This is a genomic window from Streptomyces sp. NPDC088261, assembly GCF_044740805.1.
Classification (GTDB): Bacteria; Actinomycetota; Actinomycetes; order Streptomycetales; family Streptomycetaceae; genus Streptomyces.
This window is the reverse complement of record NZ_JBIURL010000004.1, coordinates 291,334-311,080: the sequence shown is the minus strand read 5'-3', so window position 1 is coordinate 311,080 and position 19,747 is coordinate 291,334. Positions and strand designations below refer to the sequence as shown.

General features: G+C 72.6%; 19 protein-coding genes. 12 read left to right on the top strand and 7 right to left on the bottom strand.

The window, feature by feature from the left end; translation table 11 throughout:
- Positions 1–122: 122 nt before the first annotated feature.
- The gene (locus ACIODU_RS11090) at positions 123–890 is read right to left on the bottom strand and encodes a chitosanase (RefSeq protein WP_401766764.1); all 768 of its coding nucleotides are present in this window, start codon (positions 888–890) and stop codon (positions 123–125) included.
- 73 nt (positions 891–963) lie between these two features.
- The gene (locus ACIODU_RS11085; RefSeq protein WP_401766431.1) at positions 964–2,406 is read right to left on the bottom strand and encodes an MFS transporter; all 1,443 of its coding nucleotides are present in this window, start codon (positions 2,404–2,406) and stop codon (positions 964–966) included.
- A 163-nt stretch (positions 2,407–2,569) separates the two neighbouring features.
- Between ACIODU_RS11085 and ACIODU_RS11080 the strand changes: the two genes are divergently transcribed.
- Complete coding sequence (locus ACIODU_RS11080; RefSeq protein WP_401766428.1) at positions 2,570–2,971, top strand: winged helix-turn-helix transcriptional regulator; 402 nt, start codon at positions 2,570–2,572, stop codon at positions 2,969–2,971.
- Positions 2,972–3,140: 169 nt separating this feature from the next.
- Here ACIODU_RS11080 and ACIODU_RS11075 read toward each other — a convergent pair whose 3' ends face one another.
- From ACIODU_RS11075 to ACIODU_RS11065, 3 genes are all read right to left on the bottom strand, one after another.
- Entirely contained in the window at positions 3,141–3,713 is a 573-nt protein-coding gene (locus ACIODU_RS11075; RefSeq protein ID WP_356422179.1) for a TIGR03086 family metal-binding protein, read from the bottom strand.
- A 186-nt stretch (positions 3,714–3,899) separates the two neighbouring features.
- Positions 3,900–5,531, bottom strand: coding sequence for a malate synthase A (gene aceB / locus ACIODU_RS11070; protein ID WP_401766426.1), 1,632 nt, complete (start codon positions 5,529–5,531; stop codon positions 3,900–3,902).
- A gap of 234 nt (positions 5,532–5,765) precedes the next feature.
- Positions 5,766–6,425, bottom strand: coding sequence for a nucleotidyltransferase family protein (locus tag ACIODU_RS11065; protein ID WP_356422173.1), 660 nt, complete (start codon positions 6,423–6,425; stop codon positions 5,766–5,768).
- Between the two features lie 223 nt (positions 6,426–6,648).
- On the opposite strand from ACIODU_RS11065, the gene ACIODU_RS11060 reads away from it, so the two are divergent.
- Positions 6,649–6,984 (top strand): DUF5955 family protein, encoded by a 336-nt coding sequence (locus ACIODU_RS11060; protein WP_401766423.1) that lies wholly within the window; start codon positions 6,649–6,651, stop codon positions 6,982–6,984.
- Between the two features lie 31 nt (positions 6,985–7,015).
- On the opposite strand, the gene ACIODU_RS11055 is transcribed toward ACIODU_RS11060, so the two are convergent.
- On the bottom strand, positions 7,016–7,819 hold the full coding sequence (locus tag ACIODU_RS11055) for an IclR family transcriptional regulator (RefSeq protein ID WP_356422170.1): 804 nt from the start codon (positions 7,817–7,819) through the stop codon (positions 7,016–7,018).
- A gap of 279 nt (positions 7,820–8,098) precedes the next feature.
- Here ACIODU_RS11055 and allB point away from each other — a divergent pair, with 279 nt between their 5' ends.
- The 6 genes from allB (at position 8,099) to ACIODU_RS11025 (ending at position 14,568) form a co-directional block, all read left to right on the top strand.
- Positions 8,099–9,454, top strand: coding sequence for an allantoinase AllB (gene allB / locus ACIODU_RS11050; protein WP_401766419.1), 1,356 nt, complete (start codon positions 8,099–8,101; stop codon positions 9,452–9,454).
- A 40-nt stretch (positions 9,455–9,494) separates the two neighbouring features.
- The gene (gene alc / locus ACIODU_RS11045; protein ID WP_401766761.1) at positions 9,495–10,625 is read left to right on the top strand and encodes an allantoicase; all 1,131 of its coding nucleotides are present in this window, start codon (positions 9,495–9,497) and stop codon (positions 10,623–10,625) included.
- 118 nt (positions 10,626–10,743) lie between these two features.
- Positions 10,744–11,370, top strand: coding sequence for a dihydrofolate reductase family protein (locus ACIODU_RS11040; protein ID WP_401766418.1), 627 nt, complete (start codon positions 10,744–10,746; stop codon positions 11,368–11,370).
- 75 nt (positions 11,371–11,445) lie between these two features.
- Positions 11,446–12,669 carry a histidine kinase gene (locus ACIODU_RS11035; protein ID WP_356422161.1) on the top strand — a complete coding sequence of 408 codons (1,224 nt, stop codon included), beginning with the start codon at positions 11,446–11,448 and terminating at the stop codon, positions 12,667–12,669.
- Positions 12,666–13,379: a response regulator gene (locus ACIODU_RS11030; protein WP_401766415.1), complete on the top strand. Its 714-nt coding sequence runs from the start codon at positions 12,666–12,668 to the stop codon at positions 13,377–13,379. The genes ACIODU_RS11035 and ACIODU_RS11030 overlap by 4 nt, the downstream gene beginning before the upstream one ends.
- Before the next feature lie 4 nt (positions 13,380–13,383).
- Positions 13,384–14,568: a cytochrome P450 gene (locus tag ACIODU_RS11025; RefSeq protein WP_401766413.1), complete on the top strand. Its 1,185-nt coding sequence runs from the start codon at positions 13,384–13,386 to the stop codon at positions 14,566–14,568.
- A 30-nt stretch (positions 14,569–14,598) separates the two neighbouring features.
- On the opposite strand, the gene ACIODU_RS11020 is transcribed toward ACIODU_RS11025, so the two are convergent.
- Positions 14,599–15,603 (bottom strand): Gfo/Idh/MocA family oxidoreductase, encoded by a 1,005-nt coding sequence (locus ACIODU_RS11020; protein ID WP_356422152.1) that lies wholly within the window; start codon positions 15,601–15,603, stop codon positions 14,599–14,601.
- A 153-nt stretch (positions 15,604–15,756) separates the two neighbouring features.
- Between ACIODU_RS11020 and ACIODU_RS11015 the strand changes: the two genes are divergently transcribed.
- From ACIODU_RS11015 to ACIODU_RS11000, 4 genes are all read left to right on the top strand, one after another.
- Positions 15,757–16,494, top strand: coding sequence for a GntR family transcriptional regulator (locus ACIODU_RS11015; RefSeq protein ID WP_327238476.1), 738 nt, complete (start codon positions 15,757–15,759; stop codon positions 16,492–16,494).
- Positions 16,495–16,699: 205 nt separating this feature from the next.
- Positions 16,700–17,698, top strand: a complete 999-nt coding sequence (locus ACIODU_RS11010) for a sugar ABC transporter substrate-binding protein (protein ID WP_356422149.1) — start codon at positions 16,700–16,702, stop codon at positions 17,696–17,698.
- Positions 17,695–18,771, top strand: a complete 1,077-nt coding sequence (locus tag ACIODU_RS11005) for an ABC transporter permease (protein WP_401766410.1) — start codon at positions 17,695–17,697, stop codon at positions 18,769–18,771. The genes ACIODU_RS11010 and ACIODU_RS11005 overlap by 4 nt, the downstream gene beginning before the upstream one ends.
- Complete coding sequence (locus ACIODU_RS11000) at positions 18,768–19,565, top strand: ATP-binding cassette domain-containing protein (protein WP_401766407.1); 798 nt, start codon at positions 18,768–18,770, stop codon at positions 19,563–19,565. The genes ACIODU_RS11005 and ACIODU_RS11000 overlap by 4 nt, the downstream gene beginning before the upstream one ends.
- Positions 19,566–19,747: the final 182 nt, after the last annotated feature.

Sequence of the window (19,747 nt, the reverse complement as noted above, 5' to 3'; positions counted from 1 at the left end):
GTTAGGAAGCTTTCCTACCAAAGGATGGGGGCCGCGTACACCCGTTCGACGCACGGAAGATCTGGCGCCGGGGCGGTTCGGGCGGTTCTGCGAGGGAGTGTGACGCGCGGCGACCGGAGGCGTTACTCGCCGGAAATGCGGTAACGGTCGCCGTAGACCTTCCAGTCGAGCGGGGTGTCGAGGTTCAGGTTGCCCTGGGCCAGAAAGAGCCGTTGGGCGGTTTCGATACGGCTCGTGTCGGAGTGGGAGGGTTCACGGCGGATCGCGGCGACGCGCGCGTCCAGGAACGCGCCGAGGAATTCCTCCTCGCCGCCCCCGTCGGCGGGCGTGTCGGCGGTACGCAGGGCCTCGGCCCGGATCGTACGGAAGCCGACCGTGCCCTCCGTGTCGCCCGAACCGTGCATCACGTACGCGTCGTAGTAGATGAACTGCCCCAGCACGCCCAGCCCGTCGGCCTTCGCGCGCGACACGGCCGGGTCGAAGTACCGCCGGTCGCGCTCGGTGTCCTGCGCCGCGCGCAGGGCGGGATCCCGGGCCGCCCTCTTCCACGCGGCGGTGAAGGGGGCGCCCAGGCCCGCGTGGGACGCGGAGCCGTCGACCGCCTTCAACGCCGGGAGGAAGCGCGCCAGTTGGTTGTTCGGGCGGGTGTCCGTGTACCGCCGCACGACCTGGAGGAGGTCGCCGCAGCCGGTGCAGAAGCCGATGATCCCGGCGGTGTAGCCGCGGCCGTCGCCGATGTCCTCGATGTAGCCGTACTGCGCCTTCCAGTCGAGCGAGGAGTTCTCCGCGCTGGAGACCAACTCCATGGCGATTTCCTTCTTCGCCGGGTCGTCCAGCCCGGCGGGCGCCCCGGCGGCCGGCGCGCACGCGGCGCAGACGACGAGCGCCATCAGGGCGAGCACGGACAACAGGCGGCGGAGCGAGGGGATCACGGGTCGGAGCTTTCCTCGGGGTGCGGATCGTTTACGAGGTTACGCGCGGGCTCCCGGCCGGATCGTCCGCCACGTCCCGTGTGTCCGCGGCGTCGGGCGCCTCCTCCTCCGCCGCTTCCTCCGCCGTCTCCCCGGACGGCCCCCGCCGCAGCAGCGCGACCGCCACCACGAGCGCCGCCGTCGCCACCCCCGCCGCCGAGAGGAACGCGAGCCGGTAGCCGCCGCCCGTCGCCGAGGCCGTGTCCTCACCGGCCGCGAGGAGGTCCCGCGTACGGTCCGAGGCGAGGGCCGAGTGGACGGCGAGCCCCAGCGCACCGCCCACCACCTGCGTCGTGCTGAACAGCCCCGACGCCAGCCCGCCGTCCTCCGGGCGTACGCCGGCCATGGCCAGGCCGGTCAGGGCGGGCATCGCCAGCCCGAAACCGACCCCGAGCAGGACCATGACCGGCAGGACGTCCGTCGCGTACGAACCGTCCGTGGGCGCCCGCCCGAACAACGCCAGCCCGCCGACGATCAGGACGAGCCCGCCGAAGAGCAACGGCCTTGGTCCGTAACGGGCGTTGAGCCGCGCCGAGAATCCGAGCATCATCACCCCGATGACCACCGGCGCGGGCAGGAAGGCCACCCCGGTGGCCAGTTCCCCGAAGTCCAGGACCCGCTGGAGATAGAGCGCGCCGAGGTACTGGAAGGTGAACATCCCCGCGACCATGAGGATGTGGACCAGATTGGCGCCGGTGACGGTACGGGACCGCAGCAGCCCCAGCCGGAGCAGCGGATCGGCGGCGTACCCCTGCCGTACGGCGAAGGCCGCGAGCAGCAGCACGGACAGCGCGCCGAGGCCGAGCGTACGGACCGAACCCCACCCGTGGTCGGCGGTCCGCACGATCGTGTACACGCCGAGCATCAGCGCGCCCGTGACCAGGACGGCGCCCAGGTAGTCGGCGCCTTCGCGCGGGCCCTGTCCGGGGTCGTCCGCCAGGACCCGCCGGGCGGCGATCAGCGCGGCGGCGCCGATCGGCAGGTTGATGAGGAAGATCGCGTGCCAGCCGAGGGTCGCGGTGAGGGCGCCCCCGAGGAAGGTCCCGATGGCGCCGCCGGCGGCGGCCGACGCGCTGAACACGGCGATGGCCCGGGCCCGTTCGCGTCCCTCGGGGAAGAGCGCCACCAGCAAGCCCAGCACCACCGCCGAGGTCATCGCCCCGCCGACGCCCTGGAGGAAGCGCGCGGCGACCAGCGTTCCGGCGCCGGGGGAGAGCCCGCAGAGCACGGAGGCCACGGTGAACACGGCCAGGCCGGAGACGAACATCCGGCGGCGGCCGAGGAGGTCACCCAGCCGGCCGGCGAGCAGCAACAGGCCCGCGAAGGCGATGAGATACGCGTTGACCACCCACGCCAGCCCGGCCGGCGAGAAGCCGAGACCGGACTGGATCGCGGGCATCGCGACGGTCACGATGCTGCCGTCCAGCACGGTCATGAGGCTTCCCGCGCACAGCACGGCGAGTGCCGTCCGGCGGGAGGGATGAGAGGGTGGAACGGTCTGTACGTCCCTGTCCATGGGGCTTGACCTCCAAAGGCGCACGATCTGTAACGGAGGTCATCGTGGGTGACTGTGAAGCTCGGCAGAAGGAGGCACTTCGATGTCCCAGGGGAACACGCGTGTGACCACCCAGGTCGTGCACGCGCAGGCCTGCCCGGTCCGGGAAGTTCTTGACAGGGTCGCGGGGAAATGGAGCGTGCTGATCATCGTGGCGGCGGCCCACGGGCCCATCCGCTTCACGGAGTTGGAGCGCTCGATCGAGGGCATCAGCCGCCGCATGCTCACGCTGACGCTGCGGAACCTGGAGCGCGACGGACTGCTGACCCGTACGGTGCACGCGACGGTCCCGCCCAAGGTGGAGTACGAACTGACCCCGGTCGCACGTGAGTTGCACGCGAGCCTGCTGGGGCTGACGGACTGGGCCGAGCGTCACCGGGTGACGATCGCGGAGTCCCGGGCGGCGTACGACACCGCCCACGGACGCGGACTCGACGCGGTGTGACCGACGCCGGGCGCCGGTGGACCGGCGTCCCGGCGCCGGGGCGCCCGGACGCCTCCGGGCGCGCCCGGCCGGCCCCCCGGCCGGCGGACGCGCCCCTGGGCGTGTCGCCGAACCGCCGTCCCCTGCGCGGCAGTTCAGCGACACGACGTCCGGGCACGAACGGCGGGCGTCACACCCCCGGCAGCCAGTCCGGCCGCCGGCCGCTCAGCCCGATCACCTGGTCCAGCAGCGGGGCGTCCCCGTCCACCGCGAGCGGCGGTCCGAAGATCCCCTCCGCCGGGCGGGGCGCGCTGAGCATCCCGTACGACGCCCGCAGGCCTGCCTCGTCGGCCTCGTACACCTGGCCCGTGGCGCGCGCCACGTCCCAGCCGTGCACCAGCACCTCGTTGAGGGCGACCACCCCGGCCACCTCGCCGGGCAGATCCACTCCGCCGACCCGGGTCCCGCCCTCCCAGGCGGCGGGATCCCGCCACGCGGCGGCCAGTTCGTCCAGCTGCCGGGGGAGTACCTCGCGCCAGCCCTCGTCCAGGACGGGCAGGTTCCCCGGCTCCGGCGCCGTGTCCGTGGTCGGGCCGCGCTTCTTGCCCGCGGCGTCCCGGAAGGCGATCGTCAGCCCGGCGAGGTGCGCGAGGATGTCCCGGACGGTGTAGGCGGGACAGGGGGTCGGCCCGTCCAGCCGCTCGTCCGGGACCCCGAGGGCCACCCGGGCCGTCGCGCGGCACACCGGACCGAGATCGATCATGCCGGACCCGGGGCCGGGGCCGGCTCCTGCCGTCGTACGCGTGTCCGTGTCCGTATCCGAATTCGTATCTGCATCCATGCCAGTGCAGACCGCCCCCGCCGGCGAAACTCATCGCGGGCGGGGGCGGAAATGCTCAGGGGACGGAATTGCCAAGCGGGGTGGGAACGCCGAGAGGGGCCTGAACGCTCAGCCGCGCAGCTGCTCGTACGCCGGCAGCGTGAGGAAGTCCGCGTAGTCCTCGTCCAGCGCCACCGTCAGCAGCAGGTCATGGGCCTGCTGCCACTTCCCGGCCGCGAACGCCTCCTCGCCGCTCTCCGCGCGGATCGCCGCGAGTTCGTCGGCGGCCAGCTCACGGGCCAGCTCAGGAGTGGCCCGTACCGTCCGTCCTTCGTGCGTGAACTCCACCCCCGCGTTGATCCACTGCCAGATCTGGGAGCGGGAGATCTCCGCCGTCGCCGCGTCCTCCATCAGGTTGAAGATCGCCACCGCGCCGCTGCCCCGCAGCCACGCCTCGATGTAACGGATGCCGACCTGCACCGCGTTGCGCATGCCGTCGTACGTGGGCCGGGCGTCCAGGGAGTCGATTGCGATCAGGTCGCCCGCCGCCACGTGAACGTCCTCGCGGAGCCGGTCCTTCTGGTTCGGCCGGTCGCCGAGGACCGCGTCGAAGGACGCCATGGCGATCGGGACCAGGTCGGGGTGGGCCACCCACGAGCCGTCGAAGCCGTCCCGCGCCTCACGGTCCTTGTCGGCCTTGACCTTCTCGAAGGCGACCTTGTTGACCTCCGGATCGCGGCGGGACGGGATGAACGCGGCCATGCCGCCCAGCGCGTGCGCGCCGCGCTTGTGGCAGGTACGGACGAGGAGTTCGGTGTACGCCCGCATGAACGGGGCCGTCATCGTGACCGCGTTGCGGTCCGGGAGGACGAACTTGGCGCCGCCGTCACGGAAGTTCTTCACGATCGAGAAGAGGTAGTCCCAGCGCCCGGCGTTCAGCCCCGACGCGTGGTCGCGCAACTCGTAGAGGATCTCCTCCATTTCGTACGCCGCCGTGATCGTCTCGATCAGCACGGTCGCCCGGACCGTGCCCTGCGGGATGCCGAAGTAGTCCTGCGCGAAGACGAAGACGTCGTTCCAGAGCCGCGCCTCCAGATACGACTCCGTCTTCGGGAGGTAGAAGTAGGGGCCCTTGCCGAGGTCGATTAGCCGCTGGGCGTTGTGGAAGAAGTACAGCCCGAAGTCGACCAGCGCCCCCGGCACCGGCTCGCCGTCCAGCTGGAGGTGACGCTCCGCCAGATGCCAGCCGCGCGGGCGCATCACCACGGTGGCGAGTTCGTCGGCGGCCTTGAGCGCGTACGACTTGCCCGTGGACGGATCCGTGAAGTCGATGCGGCGTTCGTACGCGTCGATCAGGTTGACCTGACCCAGGACCACGTTCTCCCAGGTGGGCGCGGACGCGTCCTCGAAGTCCGCGAGCCAGATCCTCGCCCCGGAGTTCAGCGCGTTGATCGTCATCTTGCGGTCGGTCGGGCCGGTGATCTCCACCCGGCGGTCGTCCAGCGCGGCCGGCGACGGCGCGACCCGCCACGTGTCGTCCGCGCGGACGGCGGCGGTCTCCGGCAGGAAGTCCAGGCTGGAGGTACGGGCGATCTCGGCGCGCCGCTCGGCACGGTGTGCCAGCAGTTCGTCGCGGCGGGGGGTGAAGCGCCGGTGCAGCTCGGCCACGAACGTGAGGGCCGCCTCGGTCAGGACCTCGTCCTGGCGGGGCAGGGGCTCGGCGTCCACGACGGCCAGGGGGGAGGGGGCGGGTGCGGACATGCGCTGTCGACTCCTTCGGCGAGCTGCCGGGCGGTGCCCGGCGGCCGGTTGCTCGCCTCGGACGGCACTGAGTGCCGTGGCGCCGGGATGCGGTCGCAGGGGTCCGCCTGGGCGGCGGGCGCACCTGACCTGTGGATAGTAGTTTCCTCATGGTGGAACTTCAATGGTTTGTTGATGTCGAGACTCTCCGCGTCGAGGCATCGTGGCGCGCAGTGCCACGGCTGCGCCCTCGCTCTACGCGGGAGGCTCCAGGTGCCGCAGATCCTCCTCCGTGTCGATGTCGTACGCCCGCGCGACATCCCCGCACTCGACCAGCGTGATGTCGCGTTCGCGGTCCGCCAGATATCCGCGTGCCCCGCGATCGCCCCGGGCATCCGCCGCGATCTCCACCCAGCGATGGCAGCCGAACAGCACGGGATGCCCGCGCTTCCCGCCGTACGCGGCCGACACGAGCGAATCGGCGGACCGGCAGGCGGCCACGACCCGGGCCACCGCCTCCGCGCCGATCCCCGGCTGGTCCACGAGCAGCACCAGCACCGCCCTGGCGTCCGTGGCGGCCAGGGAGGTGAGCCCGGCGCGCAGCGAGGAGCCCATGCCGTCGGCCCACCCCCGGTTGTCGACCAGGACGCATCCGGGCAGCTCCGCCCGGCGCCGTACCTCCTCCGACGCCGCCCCCAGCACCACGTGCACCGGGTCGCAGCCCCCCGCGTGCAGCACCCCCGCCGCGCGCTCCACCAGGAGGGCTCCCCGGTGGGCGAGCAGCGCCTTGGGGCGCCCGCCGAGCCGCCGTCCCCCGCCGGCGGCGAGCAGCAGTCCGGCGACGGCGGGTCGGGGGCCGGCGGGACGGTTGCCGGAAGGACGGGAGGGGTTCTGTTCGTACGGTGCGGCGGCCATCTGCCCTGGATACCTCATCCCCGGGTGCGGCCGCATTTCGGGTCCGCGGGAAATCCTTTCGCATTCCCGCCGTATTCGGTCCGTGGAGTGGCGCATACCGCCCGGGATGACGTTAACTTGCCTGCGAACCTTGGCGCTTGACCATCGCCGCGAGAGGTCGGACAGGGGCGCGGGCATCCGTGCCGGGGCTGGGCCGCGAGAGACGGCCCGAGGGGGGGCGGCTGTGTTGCGCAGCGTGGGGCAACCGCGGGTGACGGAGGGCTACGGGCGCGGCGAGCGGCGCGAGGAGCCCGGCGTCATGGAGTTGCGGGCCGCCGTGTCGCGGCTGCGGCGCGAACTGGCCGCGTATCCGGCGGAGTTCCGGGACCGCGCGATCGCCGAGGACGAGCTGTCCGCGCTCGCCGCGATGGCGGCGAACGGTGCGCCCGAGGTGCCGCGCATGCGCCGCTCGCTGCTGCTGATCGTCGGCTCGATCGGTTCGGTGAGCGCGCTCACGTCCCCGCTGCTGGCGGTACGGGCGGCCGTGGACGTCTTCGGGAACGCGCCCCGCCCCCGCTGAGGCGCGGAAACCGCAGAACCGGCCGTAGGCGTCAGGCCTGCTGCGCCGTCGTGCTCGCCAGCGCCGCCGACAGGTCCCGCGCCACCTCCTGGAGCACCGGCACGATCCGCTCGGTGACCGCCTCCGTCACCCGGCCCGCCGGACCCGAGATCGAAATGGCCGCCGCCGTGGGGGAGTTGGGCACGGAGACCGCGACACAGCGGACCCCCATCTCCTGCTCGTTGTCGTCGATGGCGTACCCGGCGCCCCGTACCGTCTCCAGGGCGGCCAGGAAACCCTCGGCCGTCGTGATCGTCTTCTCGGTGGCGGCGGGCATGCCCGTCCGGGCGAGCAGGGCCCGTACCTCCTCCGGCGGGGTGTGCGCGAGCAGTGCCTTGCCCACCCCGGTGGAGTGCGGCAGGACCCGCCGGCCCACCTCCGTGAACATGCGCATCGAGTGCTTGGACGGGACCTGCGCGACGTACACGATCTCGTCGCCGTCCAGCAGCGCCATGTTCGCGGTCTCGCCGGTCTCCTCGACCAGCCGGGCCAGATAGGGCCGCGCCCACGTGCCGAGCAGCCGCGCCGACGACTCGCCGAGGCGGATCAGCCGGGGGCCGAGCGCGTACCGCCGGTTCGACTGCTGGCGTACGTAGCCGCAGGCCACCAGCGTGCGCATGAGACGGTGGATGGTGGGCAGCGGCAGCCCGCTGCTCGCGGACAGCTCGCTCAGCCCGACCTCGCCGCCCGCGTCCGCCATCCGTTCGAGCAGGTCGAAGGCGCGCTCCAGGGACTGGACGCCGCCGCTGGCGGAGGTCTTGGCGGCGTCGGTGGTGCTGGCGCTGGACGACGGCACGGCACGGTCCTTTCGGGGCGGGCGGGTGGGCAGGCACGCAGCCTACCGGGCCGGGCCCGGGGTGATCTTTTCGTGCTGTATGACAGCTACGGTACCTTCTGCCAGGCGAAAACTGGATTCCGCTCTGTGGAAATACTCAAGTGTAGCGCGCGGACGCCCGTGTCACCCCGGCTGCGGCGGGCCGGTCTTGACGGGGCCCGGCGGGAGGGGAAGACTCCTTCAACAGTTCGTTGAATTCCGTGGCGGGGAAGCTCCGCGGCAGGGAAGCGAGGAGCACCGGTGTCCGAAGTGAGCCTGGTACTGCGCTCGACGCGCGTCGTCACCCCGGACGGGATCCGCCCCGCCTCCATCGCCGTGACCGGCGCGGACGGCAGAATCGCGGCCGTCCTCCCGTACGACGCCGAGGTGCCGCCCGGCGCGCGCCTGGAGGACACCGGGGACGACGTGGTCCTGCCCGGCCTCGTCGACACCCACGTGCACGTGAACGACCCGGGCCGGACCGCCTGGGAGGGCTTCTGGACCGCCACCCGCGCCGCCGCGGCCGGCGGGATCACCACCCTCCTCGACATGCCGCTCAACTCCCTGCCCCCCACCACCACGGCCGCGAACCTGCGGGTGAAACGCGAGGTGGCGGGCCCCAAGGCCCACGTCGACACCGGCTTCTGGGGCGGCGCGATCCCCGGCAACCTCAAGGACCTGCGGCCGCTGTACGACGCCGGCGTCTTCGGCTTCAAGTGTTTCCTGTCGCCCTCCGGCGTGGAGGAGTTCCCCGAGCTGGACCACGACCAGCTCGGCCGCGCGCTCGCCGAGATCACCGGCTTCGGCGGCCTGCTGATCGTGCACGCCGAGGACCCGCACACGCTGGCCGCCGCCCCTCAGCGGGGCGGCAGCGACTACGCGGGCTTCCTCGCCTCCCGCCCGCGCGCCGCCGAGAACGCGGCGATCACCCGGCTGATCGCGGAGGCGCGGCGGCTCGGCGCGCGGGTGCACGTCCTGCACCTGTCGTCGTCGGACGCCCTGCCGCTGATCGCGGCGGCGAAGAGCGAGGGCGTACGGATCACCGTGGAGACGTGCCCGCACTTCCTCACCCTCACGGCCGAGGAAGTCCCGGACGGGGCAACGGAGTTCAAGTGCTGCCCGCCCATCCGCGAGGCCGCGAACCAGGACGCGCTCTGGCAGGGGCTCGCCGACGGCACGATCGACTGCGTCGTCTCCGACCACTCGCCCTGCACCACCGACCTCAAGACCCCCGACTTCGCCACCGCCTGGGGCGGCATCTCCTCGCTCCAGCTGGGGCTCCCGGCCGTCTGGACCGAGGCGCGCCGCCGCGGCCACACCCTGGCGGACGTCGCCCGCTGGATGTCCACCGCCCCCGCCGCGCTCGCCGGGCTGACCCGCAAGGGCGCCGTCGAGGCCGGCCGCGACGCCGACTTCGCGGTCCTCGGACCCGACGCGTCCTTCACCGTCGACCCGGCCGCCCTCCAGCACCGTAACCGGATCACCGCGTACGCGGGGAAGACCCTCTACGGCGTCGTGCGGTCGACCTGGCTGCGGGGCGCACGTATCGCGCACGACGGCACCCTCGCCGAGCCCGCCGGCCGACTGATCGGGAGGAACGATCCGTCGGCCGGCTGACCGAAAGGAACGACCGACCTTGACGCACGCACCCGCCCCCCTGACGCCGGCGTCCCCGCCCTCGTTCACCGGCGACGCCCGCCCGTACGGCGGCGGTGATCCGTACGCCGACTACCGCTCGGCGGTCTTCCCCTTCACCCACCTCGTGGACCTCGCCGACCGGCGGCTGGGCGCCGGGGTCGTCGCCGCCAACGACGAGTTCTTCGCCGAGCGCGAGAACCTGCTCGTCCCCGGGCCGGCCGTCTTCGACCCCGAGCGCTTCGGGCACAAGGGCAAGATCATGGACGGCTGGGAGACCCGGCGCAGACGCGGCGCCGGCGCCGCACATCCGCACCCCACCGCCGACGACCACGACTGGGCGCTGATCAGGCTCGGCGCGCCCGGCGTCGTCCGGGGGATCGTGGTCGACACCGCCCACTTCCGGGGCAACTACCCCCAGGCCGTCTCCGTCGAGGCGACCTCGCTGCCCGGCTCCCCGTCCCCGGCCGACCTCCTCGCCGACACGGTGAAGTGGACGACGCTCGTGCCCCGTACCCCCGTCGGCGGGCACGCCGCCAACGGCTTCGTCGTCGGCGCCGAACAGCGCTTCACCCACCTGCGGCTCAACCAGCACCCCGACGGCGGGATCGCCCGGCTGCGGGTGTACGGCGAGGTCGCGCCCGACCCGGCGTGGCTCGCCGTGCTCGGTACGGTCGACCTCGTCGCCCTGGAGAACGGCGGCGTGGTCGAGGACGCCTCCGACCGCTTCTACTCGCCGCCCGAGCACACGATCCAGCCCGGCCGCTCCCGGCAGATGGACGACGGCTGGGAGACCCGCCGCCGCCGGGACCTGGGCCACGACTGGATCCGCTACCGGCTGCCGGGCCGGGCCGGGATCCGCGCCGCCGAGATCGACACCGCGTACCTGAAGGGCAACGCGGCCGGCTGGGCGACCCTGTCCGTACGGGACGCGGAGGCCGCGGAACCGGACGCCTGGACCGAGGTCGTGCCGAGGACCCGCCTCCAGCCCGACACGAACCACCGCTTCGTCCTGGACCCGGCCGTCGTCGCGACCCACGCGCGGATCGACATCTTTCCGGACGGCGGGATCTCCCGGCTGCGCCTCTTCGGCTCCCTCACGGAGGAAGCCGCCGCCCGCCTGGCGGCCCGCCACCGGGAACTGGGCGGCTGACCCCGCTCCCGCGACGGCCGGGCCGCCCGCCCGGCCGATGAGTTCCCGGGTCGCCGCGGGTCTCCCCTGTTGATAGACCGAACAGGAGCGCGGAACAGAAGCACAAGGGAGCAGCACCATGGAACTGACCGCCACCACCTTCGTCTCGTTGGACGGCGTGATGCAGGCCCCCGGCGCGCCGGACGAGGACACCAGCGGGGGCTTCCCGTACGGGGGCTGGGTCGTCCCGTTCTCCGACGACGACATGGGCGCCTTCGTCGCCGAGAACTTCGGCCGCGTCGACGCCTTCCTCCTCGGCCGCAGGACCTACGACATCTTCTCGTCGTACTGGCCGCTCGTCACCGACCCCGCCGACCCGGTGGCCGGGCCGCTCAACACCCTCCCCAAGTACGTGGTCTCCACCACCCTGGAGAAAGCGGAGTGGGAGAACACCACCGTCATCTCCTCGGACGTGGCGGAGGAGATCCGCCGGCTCAAGTCCCGGCCGGGGCGTCAGCTCCAGATCCACGGCAGCGGCGCCCTCGTCCGCTCGCTGATGGCCGAGGGCCTCATCGACACCTACCACCTGCTGGTCTTCCCGGTCCGCCTCGGCCGGGGCGCGCGGCTCTTCCCCGAAGGAGGGACCCCCGCCGCGTTCCGTACGACCGCCGCGCGGACGACCTCCACCGGCGTGGTCATCCACACGCTCAAGCCGGCCGGACCCGCGGCGTTCGGCTCCTTCGACCCGCCGCCGGAGCGGAAGTAGCCGCCTCCGCGACTTTGGTAGCCGGGCCGTCCCACGGGCTCCCCAGCACCCCCCGGCCTGCCTAAATTGGTCCGTATGACGCGTACGGAACACCCCTGGCTGCTCCCCTCGGAGATGGTCGACCCGAGGGGACCCGAGCTGCCCGGGGACCGGGGCGGGCCCCGCCTCCGCCGGACCGTACGGGACTGGGTGACCGACACCCTGATGTTCCTGCTCGCCGCCGGTTTCGGGATGATCGCCACCGACACCGGCCAGGTGGCGGGCAACGCCGACGGGGTCGTCTTCCTCGACGTGATGCTCGGCGCGCTCGCCTGCTGCGCCCTGTGGACGCGGCGGCGCTGGCCCGTCGGCCTCGCCGTGGCGCTCGCCCTGTGCATGGCGGTCGAGCCGGTGGCGAGCGGGGCGGCGCTGGTCAGCCTGTTCAGCGTGGCCGTGCACCGCCCGTTCCGGCCGGTCGCCGCCATCGGCGTGCTGTCGATCGCGACCGGGACCGCGCAGTCCGTCCTGCGGCCCGACCCGACGACGTCCCTCCTCGCGTCCGTGATCGCCACGGTGCTCCTGGTCCTGCTGGCGGTCGGCTGGGGTCTGCTCGTACGGTCCAGGCGCCAGCTCGTCGTCGCGCTGCGCGAACGCGCCGTACGGGCGGAGGCCGAGGCAGACCTGCGCGCCGAGCAGGCGCAGCGGCTCGCCCGCGAGTCCATCGCCCGGGAGATGCACGACGTGCTCGCCCACCGGCTCTCCCTGCTCAGCGTGCACGCGGGCGCCCTCGAATTCCGGCCGGACGCGCCCGCGCCCGAGGTCGCCAGAGCGGCCGGGGTGATCAGGGACAGCGCGCACGAGGCGTTGCAGGACCTCCGGATGATCATCGGCGTGCTGCGCGCCCCCGGCGACGACGGGAACCGCCCGCAGCCCACCCTGGTCACCCTGGACGAGCTGGTCGCCGAGTCCCGCGCGGCCGGCATGAAGGTCACCCTCGACAGCGGGGTCGCCGACGTGGCCGCCGTGCCCGCCGCCACCGGCCGTACCGCCTACCGCATCGCCCAGGAGGGCCTGACCAACGCCCGCAAGCACGCGCCCGGCACCGAGGCGACGGTCGTGGTGAGCGGCGGCCCCGGCGACGGGCTCACCGTCGAGGTGCGCAACGCGGCGCCCATCGGTGAGGTCCCGCGCGTCCCCGGCTCGGGCCAGGGGCTGATCGGGCTCACCGAACGGGCCGCGCTGGCCGGGGGCCGGTTCGACCACGGACCCACGGGAGACGGCGGTTTCGCCCTCCGCGCCTGGCTACCGTGGGCCGCATGACCATCCGGCTGCTCATCGTCGACGACGACCCCCTCGTCCGCGCGGGACTGACCTTCATGCTCGGCGGCGCCGAGGACATCGAGATCGTGGGGGAGGCCGCCGACGGCACCCAGGTCGCGCCCCTCGTCGAGCGGTGCGCCCCCGACGTCGTCCTGATGGACATCCGCATGCCCGCCATGGACGGGCTGACCGCCACCGAGGCGCTGCGGGCCCGGCCCGGCGCCCCCGAAGTGCTCGTCCTGACCACCTTCCACGCCGACGAACAGGTGTTGCGGGCGCTGCGCGCGGGCGCCGCCGGGTTTGTCCTCAAGGACACCCCGCCCGACCGGATCGTCTCGGCGGTACGGCGTGTCGCGGCGGGCGACCCGGTTCTTTCACCGGCGGTTACACGCCAGTTGATGACCCATGTGGCGGGCACGTCCCAGGGCACCTCCTCGGGCACCTCCCCGGACGCCCGCCGGCGCGTCGCGGCCGGCCGCCTCGCCACCCTCGCCGACCGGGAGCGGGAGGTCGCGTACGCCGTGGGCCGGGGCAGGTCCAACGCCGAGATCGCCGCCGACCTCTACATGAGCGTGCCGACCGTCAAGGCCCACGTCTCCCGCGTCCTGGCCAAGCTCGGGCTCAACAACCGAGTGCAGATCGCCCTGTTGGTGCATGACGCGGATCCGGCCACCGGCGACGGAGCCGACCGGGGCGGTGACGTACGGTGACAAGATGGCGATCATCGAACTGGAAGAGTACGGGCCGGACTTCAACAGCGATCCCTACCCGTTCTACGCGAAACTCCGCGAGGCGGGGCCCGTTCACGAGGTACGGGACGACACGGGCCAGCGGTTCTGGCTCGTGGTCGGGTACGAGGAGGGCCGCGCCGCCCTCGCCGATCCCCGGCTCTCCAAGTCGCCGATGGCCGGCGGCCTGCCGGAGGAGGCGATGGGCCCGCACGTCCTCACCAGCGACCCGCCCGACCACACCCGGCTGCGGAAGCTGGTCTCCCGGGAGTTCACCGGCCGCCGCGTGGAGAGCCTGCGCCCCCGGGTCCAGCAGATCACCGACGGCCTGCTCGACGCGCTCCCGGCCACCGGTCGGGCCGACCTGGTCGACGTCCTCGCCTTCCCGCTGCCCATCACCGTCATCTGCGAACTCCTCGGCGTGCCGCACGAGGACCGCGACACCTTCCGCGCCTGGACCAACGGGTTCGTCGCGCCCAGCCACCCGGGGGACGCGGAGAAGGCGGCCGGAGAACTCACCGCCTACCTCGACCACCTCATCCAGGACAAACGCGCCGCGCACCCCGGCGACGACCTGCTCTCCGCGCTGCTGCGCACCAACGCCCAGGACGACGACCGGCTCTCCGCCGACGAGTTGCGGGCCATGGCCTTCGTCCTGCTCGTCGCCGGCCACGAGACGACGGTCAACCTGATCTCCAACGGGGTACGGGCCCTGCTCGACCACCCCGACCAACTGGCCGCCCTGCGCGCCGACCTCTCCCTCCTCGACGGGGCGATCGAGGAGATGCTGCGCTACGACGGCCCGGTGGAGACCAGCACCAGGCGGTTCGCCCTGGAACCGCTCGCGTACGGGGACGTGGTGGTCCCGCCCGGCGACATGGTCCTGGTCGCCCTCGCGTCGATCGACCGCGACCCGTCCCGCTTCACCGCCCCGGACACGTTCGACATCCGCAGGTCACGGACGCCGGGCCGGGGCGGCGGCCACCTCGCCTTCGGCCACGGCATCCACTTCTGCCTGGGCGCCCCGCTCGCCCGGCTGGAGGGCCGGATCGCCGTCCGCTCCCTGCTGGAGCGCTGCCCGGACCTGTCGCTCGACCCGGCGGCGGGGCCGTACGACTGGCTGCCGGGACGGCTCATCCGCGGCACCCGCCGGTTACCGGTGCGCTGGTGAGAACGCCTCCCGGCGGGGCCGGGCGGACTCTCAGGCGCCCGGGATCTCCGCCAGCGCCACCGGCCGGTGGTCGCGGCGCGAGCGCTCGCACGCCTCCGCGATCCGCAGTGCGTGCAACGCCTGCCTGCCGTCGCACGGATTGTCCAGCTCACCGTTGACGACCTGGATGAAGGCGTCCAGCTCCGCCTCGTACGCGGGGGCGAAGCGCTCCAGGAAACCGGGCCACGGGTTGTCGCAGCGCGGCGGCCCCTTGGGCTCCGTCGAGGTGATCGGCGTACGGTCGTCGAGTCCGACGGCGAACTGGTCCAGCTCCCCGGCCAGCTCCATCCGCACGTCGTACCCCGCGCCGTTGAAGCGCGTCGCCGTGGCCGTGGCCAGCGTCCCGTCGTCCAGGGTGAGCACCACCGCCGCCGTGTCGACGTCGCCCGCCTCGCGGAACATCGGGGGCCCGGCGTCGGACCCGGTCGCGTACACCTCCACCACTTCGCGCCCGGTGACCCACCGCATGATGTCGAAGTCGTGCACCAGACAGTCGCGGTACAGCCCGCCGGACAGCGGCAGATATCCCGCGGGCGGCGGCGCCGGGTCCGAGGTGATCGCCCGTACGGTGTGCAGCCGCCCGAGCTTCCCCGACCGCACGAGCTCCCGCGCGGCGGTGTACCCCGCGTCGAAGCGGCGCATGAACCCCAGCTGGAGCACCGTGCCCGCCTTCTCGACGTCGGCCAGCGCGCCCAGCGTCCCCGGCAGGTCCAGCGCTATCGGCTTCTCGCAGAACGCGGGCAGCCCGGCCCGCGCCGCCCGGCTGATCAGATCGGCGTGCGCCGAGGTGGCCGAGGCGATCACCACGGCGTCCACGCCCCAGGCGAAGATCTCGTCCACGGAGGGGGCGGCGGTGGAACCTGTACGGTCCGCGACGAAGGACGCCCGTGCGGCGTCGGTGTCGGCGACGACCAGGGCCCCGACCTCACGATGGCGGCTGAGCACTTCCGCGTGGAACGTTCCGATGCGGCCAGTGCCGATGAGTCCGATGCGCATGGCCCCAAGGTGGCGGCACGCTCCTCACCGTGTCAAGCATTTGTCCTGACAATCGAACTTCACCACTTCACGCCGACATTCCCGGCGGCTACGCTCGGCGACGTGCCCCATCAGCCGAGATCGTCCCAGCCCGGGCAGGAGACGGAGCCCTCCCTGCCGCTCCAGCTCAGCGTGGACCGCACCAGCCCGGTGCCCCTGTACTTCCAGCTGTCCCAGCAGCTGGAGGGCGCCATCGAACAGGGCAGGCTGGCCCCGGGCAGCCTCCTCGGCAACGAGATCGAACTGGCGGGCCGGCTCGGGCTGTCCCGCCCCACCGTCCGCCAGGCCATCCAGTCCCTCGTCGACAAGGGCCTGCTGGTGCGCCGCCGGGGCGTCGGCACGCAGGTCGTCCACAGCCAGGTCAAACGCCCGCTGGAGCTGAGCAGCCTCTTCGACGACCTGGAGGCGGCGGGCCAGCGCCCGGCCACCCGCGTCCTGGCCAACACCCTGGAGCCCGCCACCGCCCGGATCGCGGCGGCGCTCGGCGTGACGGAGGGCGCCGAGGTCCGGCTGATCGAGCGGCTGCGGTACGCGCACGACGAGCCCATGGCGTACCTGCGCAACCACCTGCCCACCGGCATGTTCGAGTGCGACACCGCACGGCTGGAGGCCACCGGCCTCTACCGGATGATGCGCTCCGGCGGCATCACCCTGCACAGCGCCCGCCAGTCGGTCGGCGCCCGGGCCGCCACCCCGGAGGAGGCGGGACAGCTCACCGAACCCACCGGGGCCCCGCTGCTCACCATGGAACGGACCACGTTCGACGACACGGGCCGGGCCGTCGAGTTCGGCTCGCACATCTACCGCGCGTCGCGCTACGCCTTCGAGTTCCAGCTTCTCGTACGCCCCTGATCCCCGCCCCCGTACGCCCCCTGATCCCCGCCGCCCGTACGCCCCTGGATTCCACCTGTTCCGTACCCGGCGGTTACCTGCCGGCGGCCCATGACCGATACTTGGGCGCCGGAACCGGTACAGGACAGATCAGGTACAGATCAGGTACGGGACAGATCAGAAAGGGCGCCGCGTCGTGGCAAAGGTCGGTACAGGAGTGCGCGCCATGGGGGCCGTACTGGCTGCGGTGCTCGGGGCCTCGGCCCTCGCGGGATGCAGCAGTACGGGCGGCCTGCGGGCCGAACAGCGGGCGGCCCGGGCCTCCGCCGAGGGACAGGCCGCGGGCCGCGCCGCGGTGTCCACCCCCAACTGGACCGTCGCCATGGTCACCCACTCCGGGGACGGCGACACCTTCTGGGACATCGTCCAGAGGGGCGCCAAGCAGGCGGCGGAGAAGGACAACATCAAGTTCCTTTACGCGCACAGCGACCAGGGCCAGGAGCAGGCCCAGCAGGTCCAGTCGTACATCGACAAGAAGGTCGACGGGCTGATCGTCACGCTCGCCAAGCCCGACGCGATGAAGGACGTCCTCGCCAAGGCCCGCAAGGCCGGAATCCCCGTGATCACGGTCAACTCCGGCGCCGAGCAGTCCAAGGCGTTCGGCGCGCTGAGCCACATCGGCCAGGACGAGTCGATCGCCGGGGAGGCCGTCGGCGACGAACTGGACAAGCGCGGCAAGAAGAAGGCGCTCTGCGTCATCCACGAACAGGGCAACGTCGGCCACGAACAGCGCTGCGCCGGGGCGAAGAAGACCTTCGGCGGATCGATGACCAACCTGTACGTGGACGGCACGAACATGCCCGACGTCCAGGCGTCCATCGAGGCGAAGCTCCAGGCCGACCCGTCCATCGACACCGTCGTCACGCTCGGCGCCCCCTTCGCGGACGCCGCCGTCCAGGCGAAGAAGTCCGCCGACAGCAAGGCCGAGATCGACACCTTCGACCTCAACGCCGCCGTCGCCGCCTCCCTCAAGGCCGGGACGCTCGGCTTCGCCGTCGACCAGCAGCCGTACCTCCAGGGGTACGAGGCCGTGGACCTGCTCTGGCTCTACCGCTACAACGCCGACGTGCTCGGCGGCGGCCGCCCCGTCCTCACCGGACCGCAGATCATCACCCAGCGGGACGCCGGGGCACTGGCGGGCTACACCGACCGGGGTACGCGATGACCACGAGCGCACCCCCCGTCAAGGACCGACCCGGCGGGCCCGGCGGACCGGCCTCCGGCGACGAACGGCTCCTGGGCGCCTCCCCATTGCGCAAGCTCCTCGGCCGCCCCGAGCTGGGCGCCGTCGTCGGCGCCCTCGCCGTCTTCCTCTTCTTCGCGGTCGTCGCCGACTCGTTCCTGCGGATGTCCAGCTTCGGTACGGTCCTCTACGCGGCGTCCACGATCGGGATCATGGCCGTCCCGGTGGCGCTGCTCATGATCGGCGGCGAGTTCGACCTCTCCGCCGGGGTCATGGTCACCAGCTCCGCCCTGGTCACCTCGATGTTCAGCTACCAGATGACGGCGAACGTCTGGGTCGGGGTCTTCGTCTCGCTGCTGGTCACCCTCGCCCTCGGCGCCTTCAACGGCGTCATGCTCACCCGTACCAAACTGCCCAGCTTCATCATCACGCTGGGCACGTTCCTGATGCTCACCGGCCTCAACCTCGGCCTGACGAAGCTCATCAGCGGCACGGTCTCGACCAAGGCCATCGGCGACATGGAGGGCTTTCCCTCCGCGAAGAAGCTCTTCGCCTCCCAGCTGACCCTGGGGAACATCGAGCTGAAGGTCACCATCCTCTGGTGGATCGTCCTGGTCGCCGTCGCCACCTGGATCCTGCTGCGCACCCGCTTCGGCAACTGGATCTTCGCGGTCGGCGGCAACGCCGACGCCGCGCGGGCCGTCGGGGTGCCGGTCGCGAAGACCCGGATCGGGCTGTACATGGGGGTGGCGTTCTGTGCCTGGATCTCCGGCCAGCACCTGCTGTTCTCGTTCGACGTCGTGCAGTCCGGCGAGGGCGTCGGCAACGAGCTGACGTACATCATCGCGGCCGTCATCGGCGGCTGCCTGATCACCGGCGGGTACGGCTCCGCCGTCGGCTCGGCGGTCGGCGCGTTCATCTTCGGCATGACCAGCAAGGGCATCGTGTACGCGGAGTGGAACCCCGACTGGTTCAAGTTCTTCCTCGGAGCGATGCTCCTTCTGGCCACCCTGCTCAACGCCTGGGTGCGCAAGCGTGCGGAGGCGACACGATGACGGCCCTCGTCGAACTCGACGGCGTCAGCAAGTACTACGGCAACGTCCGCGCCCTCGAAGGGGTCTCCCTGGAGGTCCACGCCGGCTCCATCAGCTGTGTGCTGGGCGACAACGGCGCGGGCAAGTCCACCCTCATCAAGATCATCTCGGGGCTGCACCGGCACGACGCGGGCGACTTCCTGATCGACGGCGAGAAGACCACGCTGGCCTCCCCGCGCGAGGCCCTGGACCGGGGCATCGCCACCGTCTACCAGGACCTCGCCGTCGTCCCGCTGATGCCGGTCTGGCGCAACTTCTTCCTCGGCTCCGAGCCGACGCGCGGCGCCGGACCCTTCAAACGGCTCGACGTGGACCTGATGCGCGCCACCACCCGCGCCGAGCTGCTGCGCATGGGCATCGACCTGCGCGACGTCGACCAGCCCATCGGGACCCTGTCGGGCGGCGAGCGCCAGTGCGTGGCCATCGCCCGCGCCGTGCACTTCGGCGCGAAGGTCCTCGTCCTGGACGAGCCGACCGCCGCGCTCGGGGTCAAGCAGTCCGGCGTGGTGCTCAAGTACGTGGCCGCCGCCCGTGACGCGGGCCTCGGCGTCGTCCTCATCACCCACAACCCGCACCACGCGTTCCTGGTCGGCGACCGGTTCACGCTGCTCAAGCGCGGGGTCATGGCCGGCGGCCACACCAAGGACTCGATCACCCTGGACGAGCTGACCCGCCAGATGGCGGGCGGCTCCGAGCTGGAGGAACTGACCCACGAGCTGTCCCGCCCGGCCGCCCCGGGGCCGGGCGCGGAGTAGGCGCCCGGGCGCGCCGGAGCCGTACGGGACCCGCGCGGCGGCCGGACGACCGGCCCGTGCCGGAGCCGTACACCCCGTGGACCCCGGTCCGTGGCGACCCCGGGCAGGGCGGATGGCAGAATCGGCCCCGGCGGGCACCGTCCGCCGCCGCCGCCCGCCAGGGCCCGGCCCCGACCCCGCAG

Excerpts from the sequence above, each read along its gene's own strand:
- ACIODU_RS11090 (WP_401766764.1), bottom strand. The coding sequence starts at position 890 with ATGGCGCTCGTCGTCTGCGCCGCGTGCGCGCCGGCCGCCGGGGCGCCC.
- ACIODU_RS11085 (WP_401766431.1), bottom strand. The coding sequence starts at position 2,406 with ATGACCGTGCTGGACGGCAGCATCGTGACCGTCGCGATGCCCGCGATC.
- ACIODU_RS11080 (WP_401766428.1), top strand. The coding sequence starts at position 2,570 with ATGTCCCAGGGGAACACGCGTGTGACCACCCAGGTCGTGCACGCGCAG.
- ACIODU_RS11075 (WP_356422179.1), bottom strand. The coding sequence starts at position 3,713 with ATGATCGATCTCGGTCCGGTGTGCCGCGCGACGGCCCGGGTGGCCCTC.
- aceB (WP_401766426.1), bottom strand. The coding sequence starts at position 5,531 with ATGTCCGCACCCGCCCCCTCCCCCCTGGCCGTCGTGGACGCCGAGCCC.
- ACIODU_RS11065 (WP_356422173.1), bottom strand. The coding sequence starts at position 6,425 with ATGGCCGCCGCACCGTACGAACAGAACCCCTCCCGTCCTTCCGGCAAC.
- ACIODU_RS11040 (WP_401766418.1), top strand. The coding sequence starts at position 10,744 with ATGGAACTGACCGCCACCACCTTCGTCTCGTTGGACGGCGTGATGCAG.
- ACIODU_RS11035 (WP_356422161.1), top strand. The coding sequence starts at position 11,446 with ATGACGCGTACGGAACACCCCTGGCTGCTCCCCTCGGAGATGGTCGAC.
- ACIODU_RS11030 (WP_401766415.1), top strand. The coding sequence starts at position 12,666 with ATGACCATCCGGCTGCTCATCGTCGACGACGACCCCCTCGTCCGCGCG.
- ACIODU_RS11025 (WP_401766413.1), top strand. The coding sequence starts at position 13,384 with ATGGCGATCATCGAACTGGAAGAGTACGGGCCGGACTTCAACAGCGAT.
- ACIODU_RS11020 (WP_356422152.1), bottom strand. The coding sequence starts at position 15,603 with ATGCGCATCGGACTCATCGGCACTGGCCGCATCGGAACGTTCCACGCG.
- ACIODU_RS11010 (WP_356422149.1), top strand. The coding sequence starts at position 16,700 with ATGGGGGCCGTACTGGCTGCGGTGCTCGGGGCCTCGGCCCTCGCGGGA.
- ACIODU_RS11005 (WP_401766410.1), top strand. The coding sequence starts at position 17,695 with ATGACCACGAGCGCACCCCCCGTCAAGGACCGACCCGGCGGGCCCGGC.
- ACIODU_RS11000 (WP_401766407.1), top strand. The coding sequence starts at position 18,768 with ATGACGGCCCTCGTCGAACTCGACGGCGTCAGCAAGTACTACGGCAAC.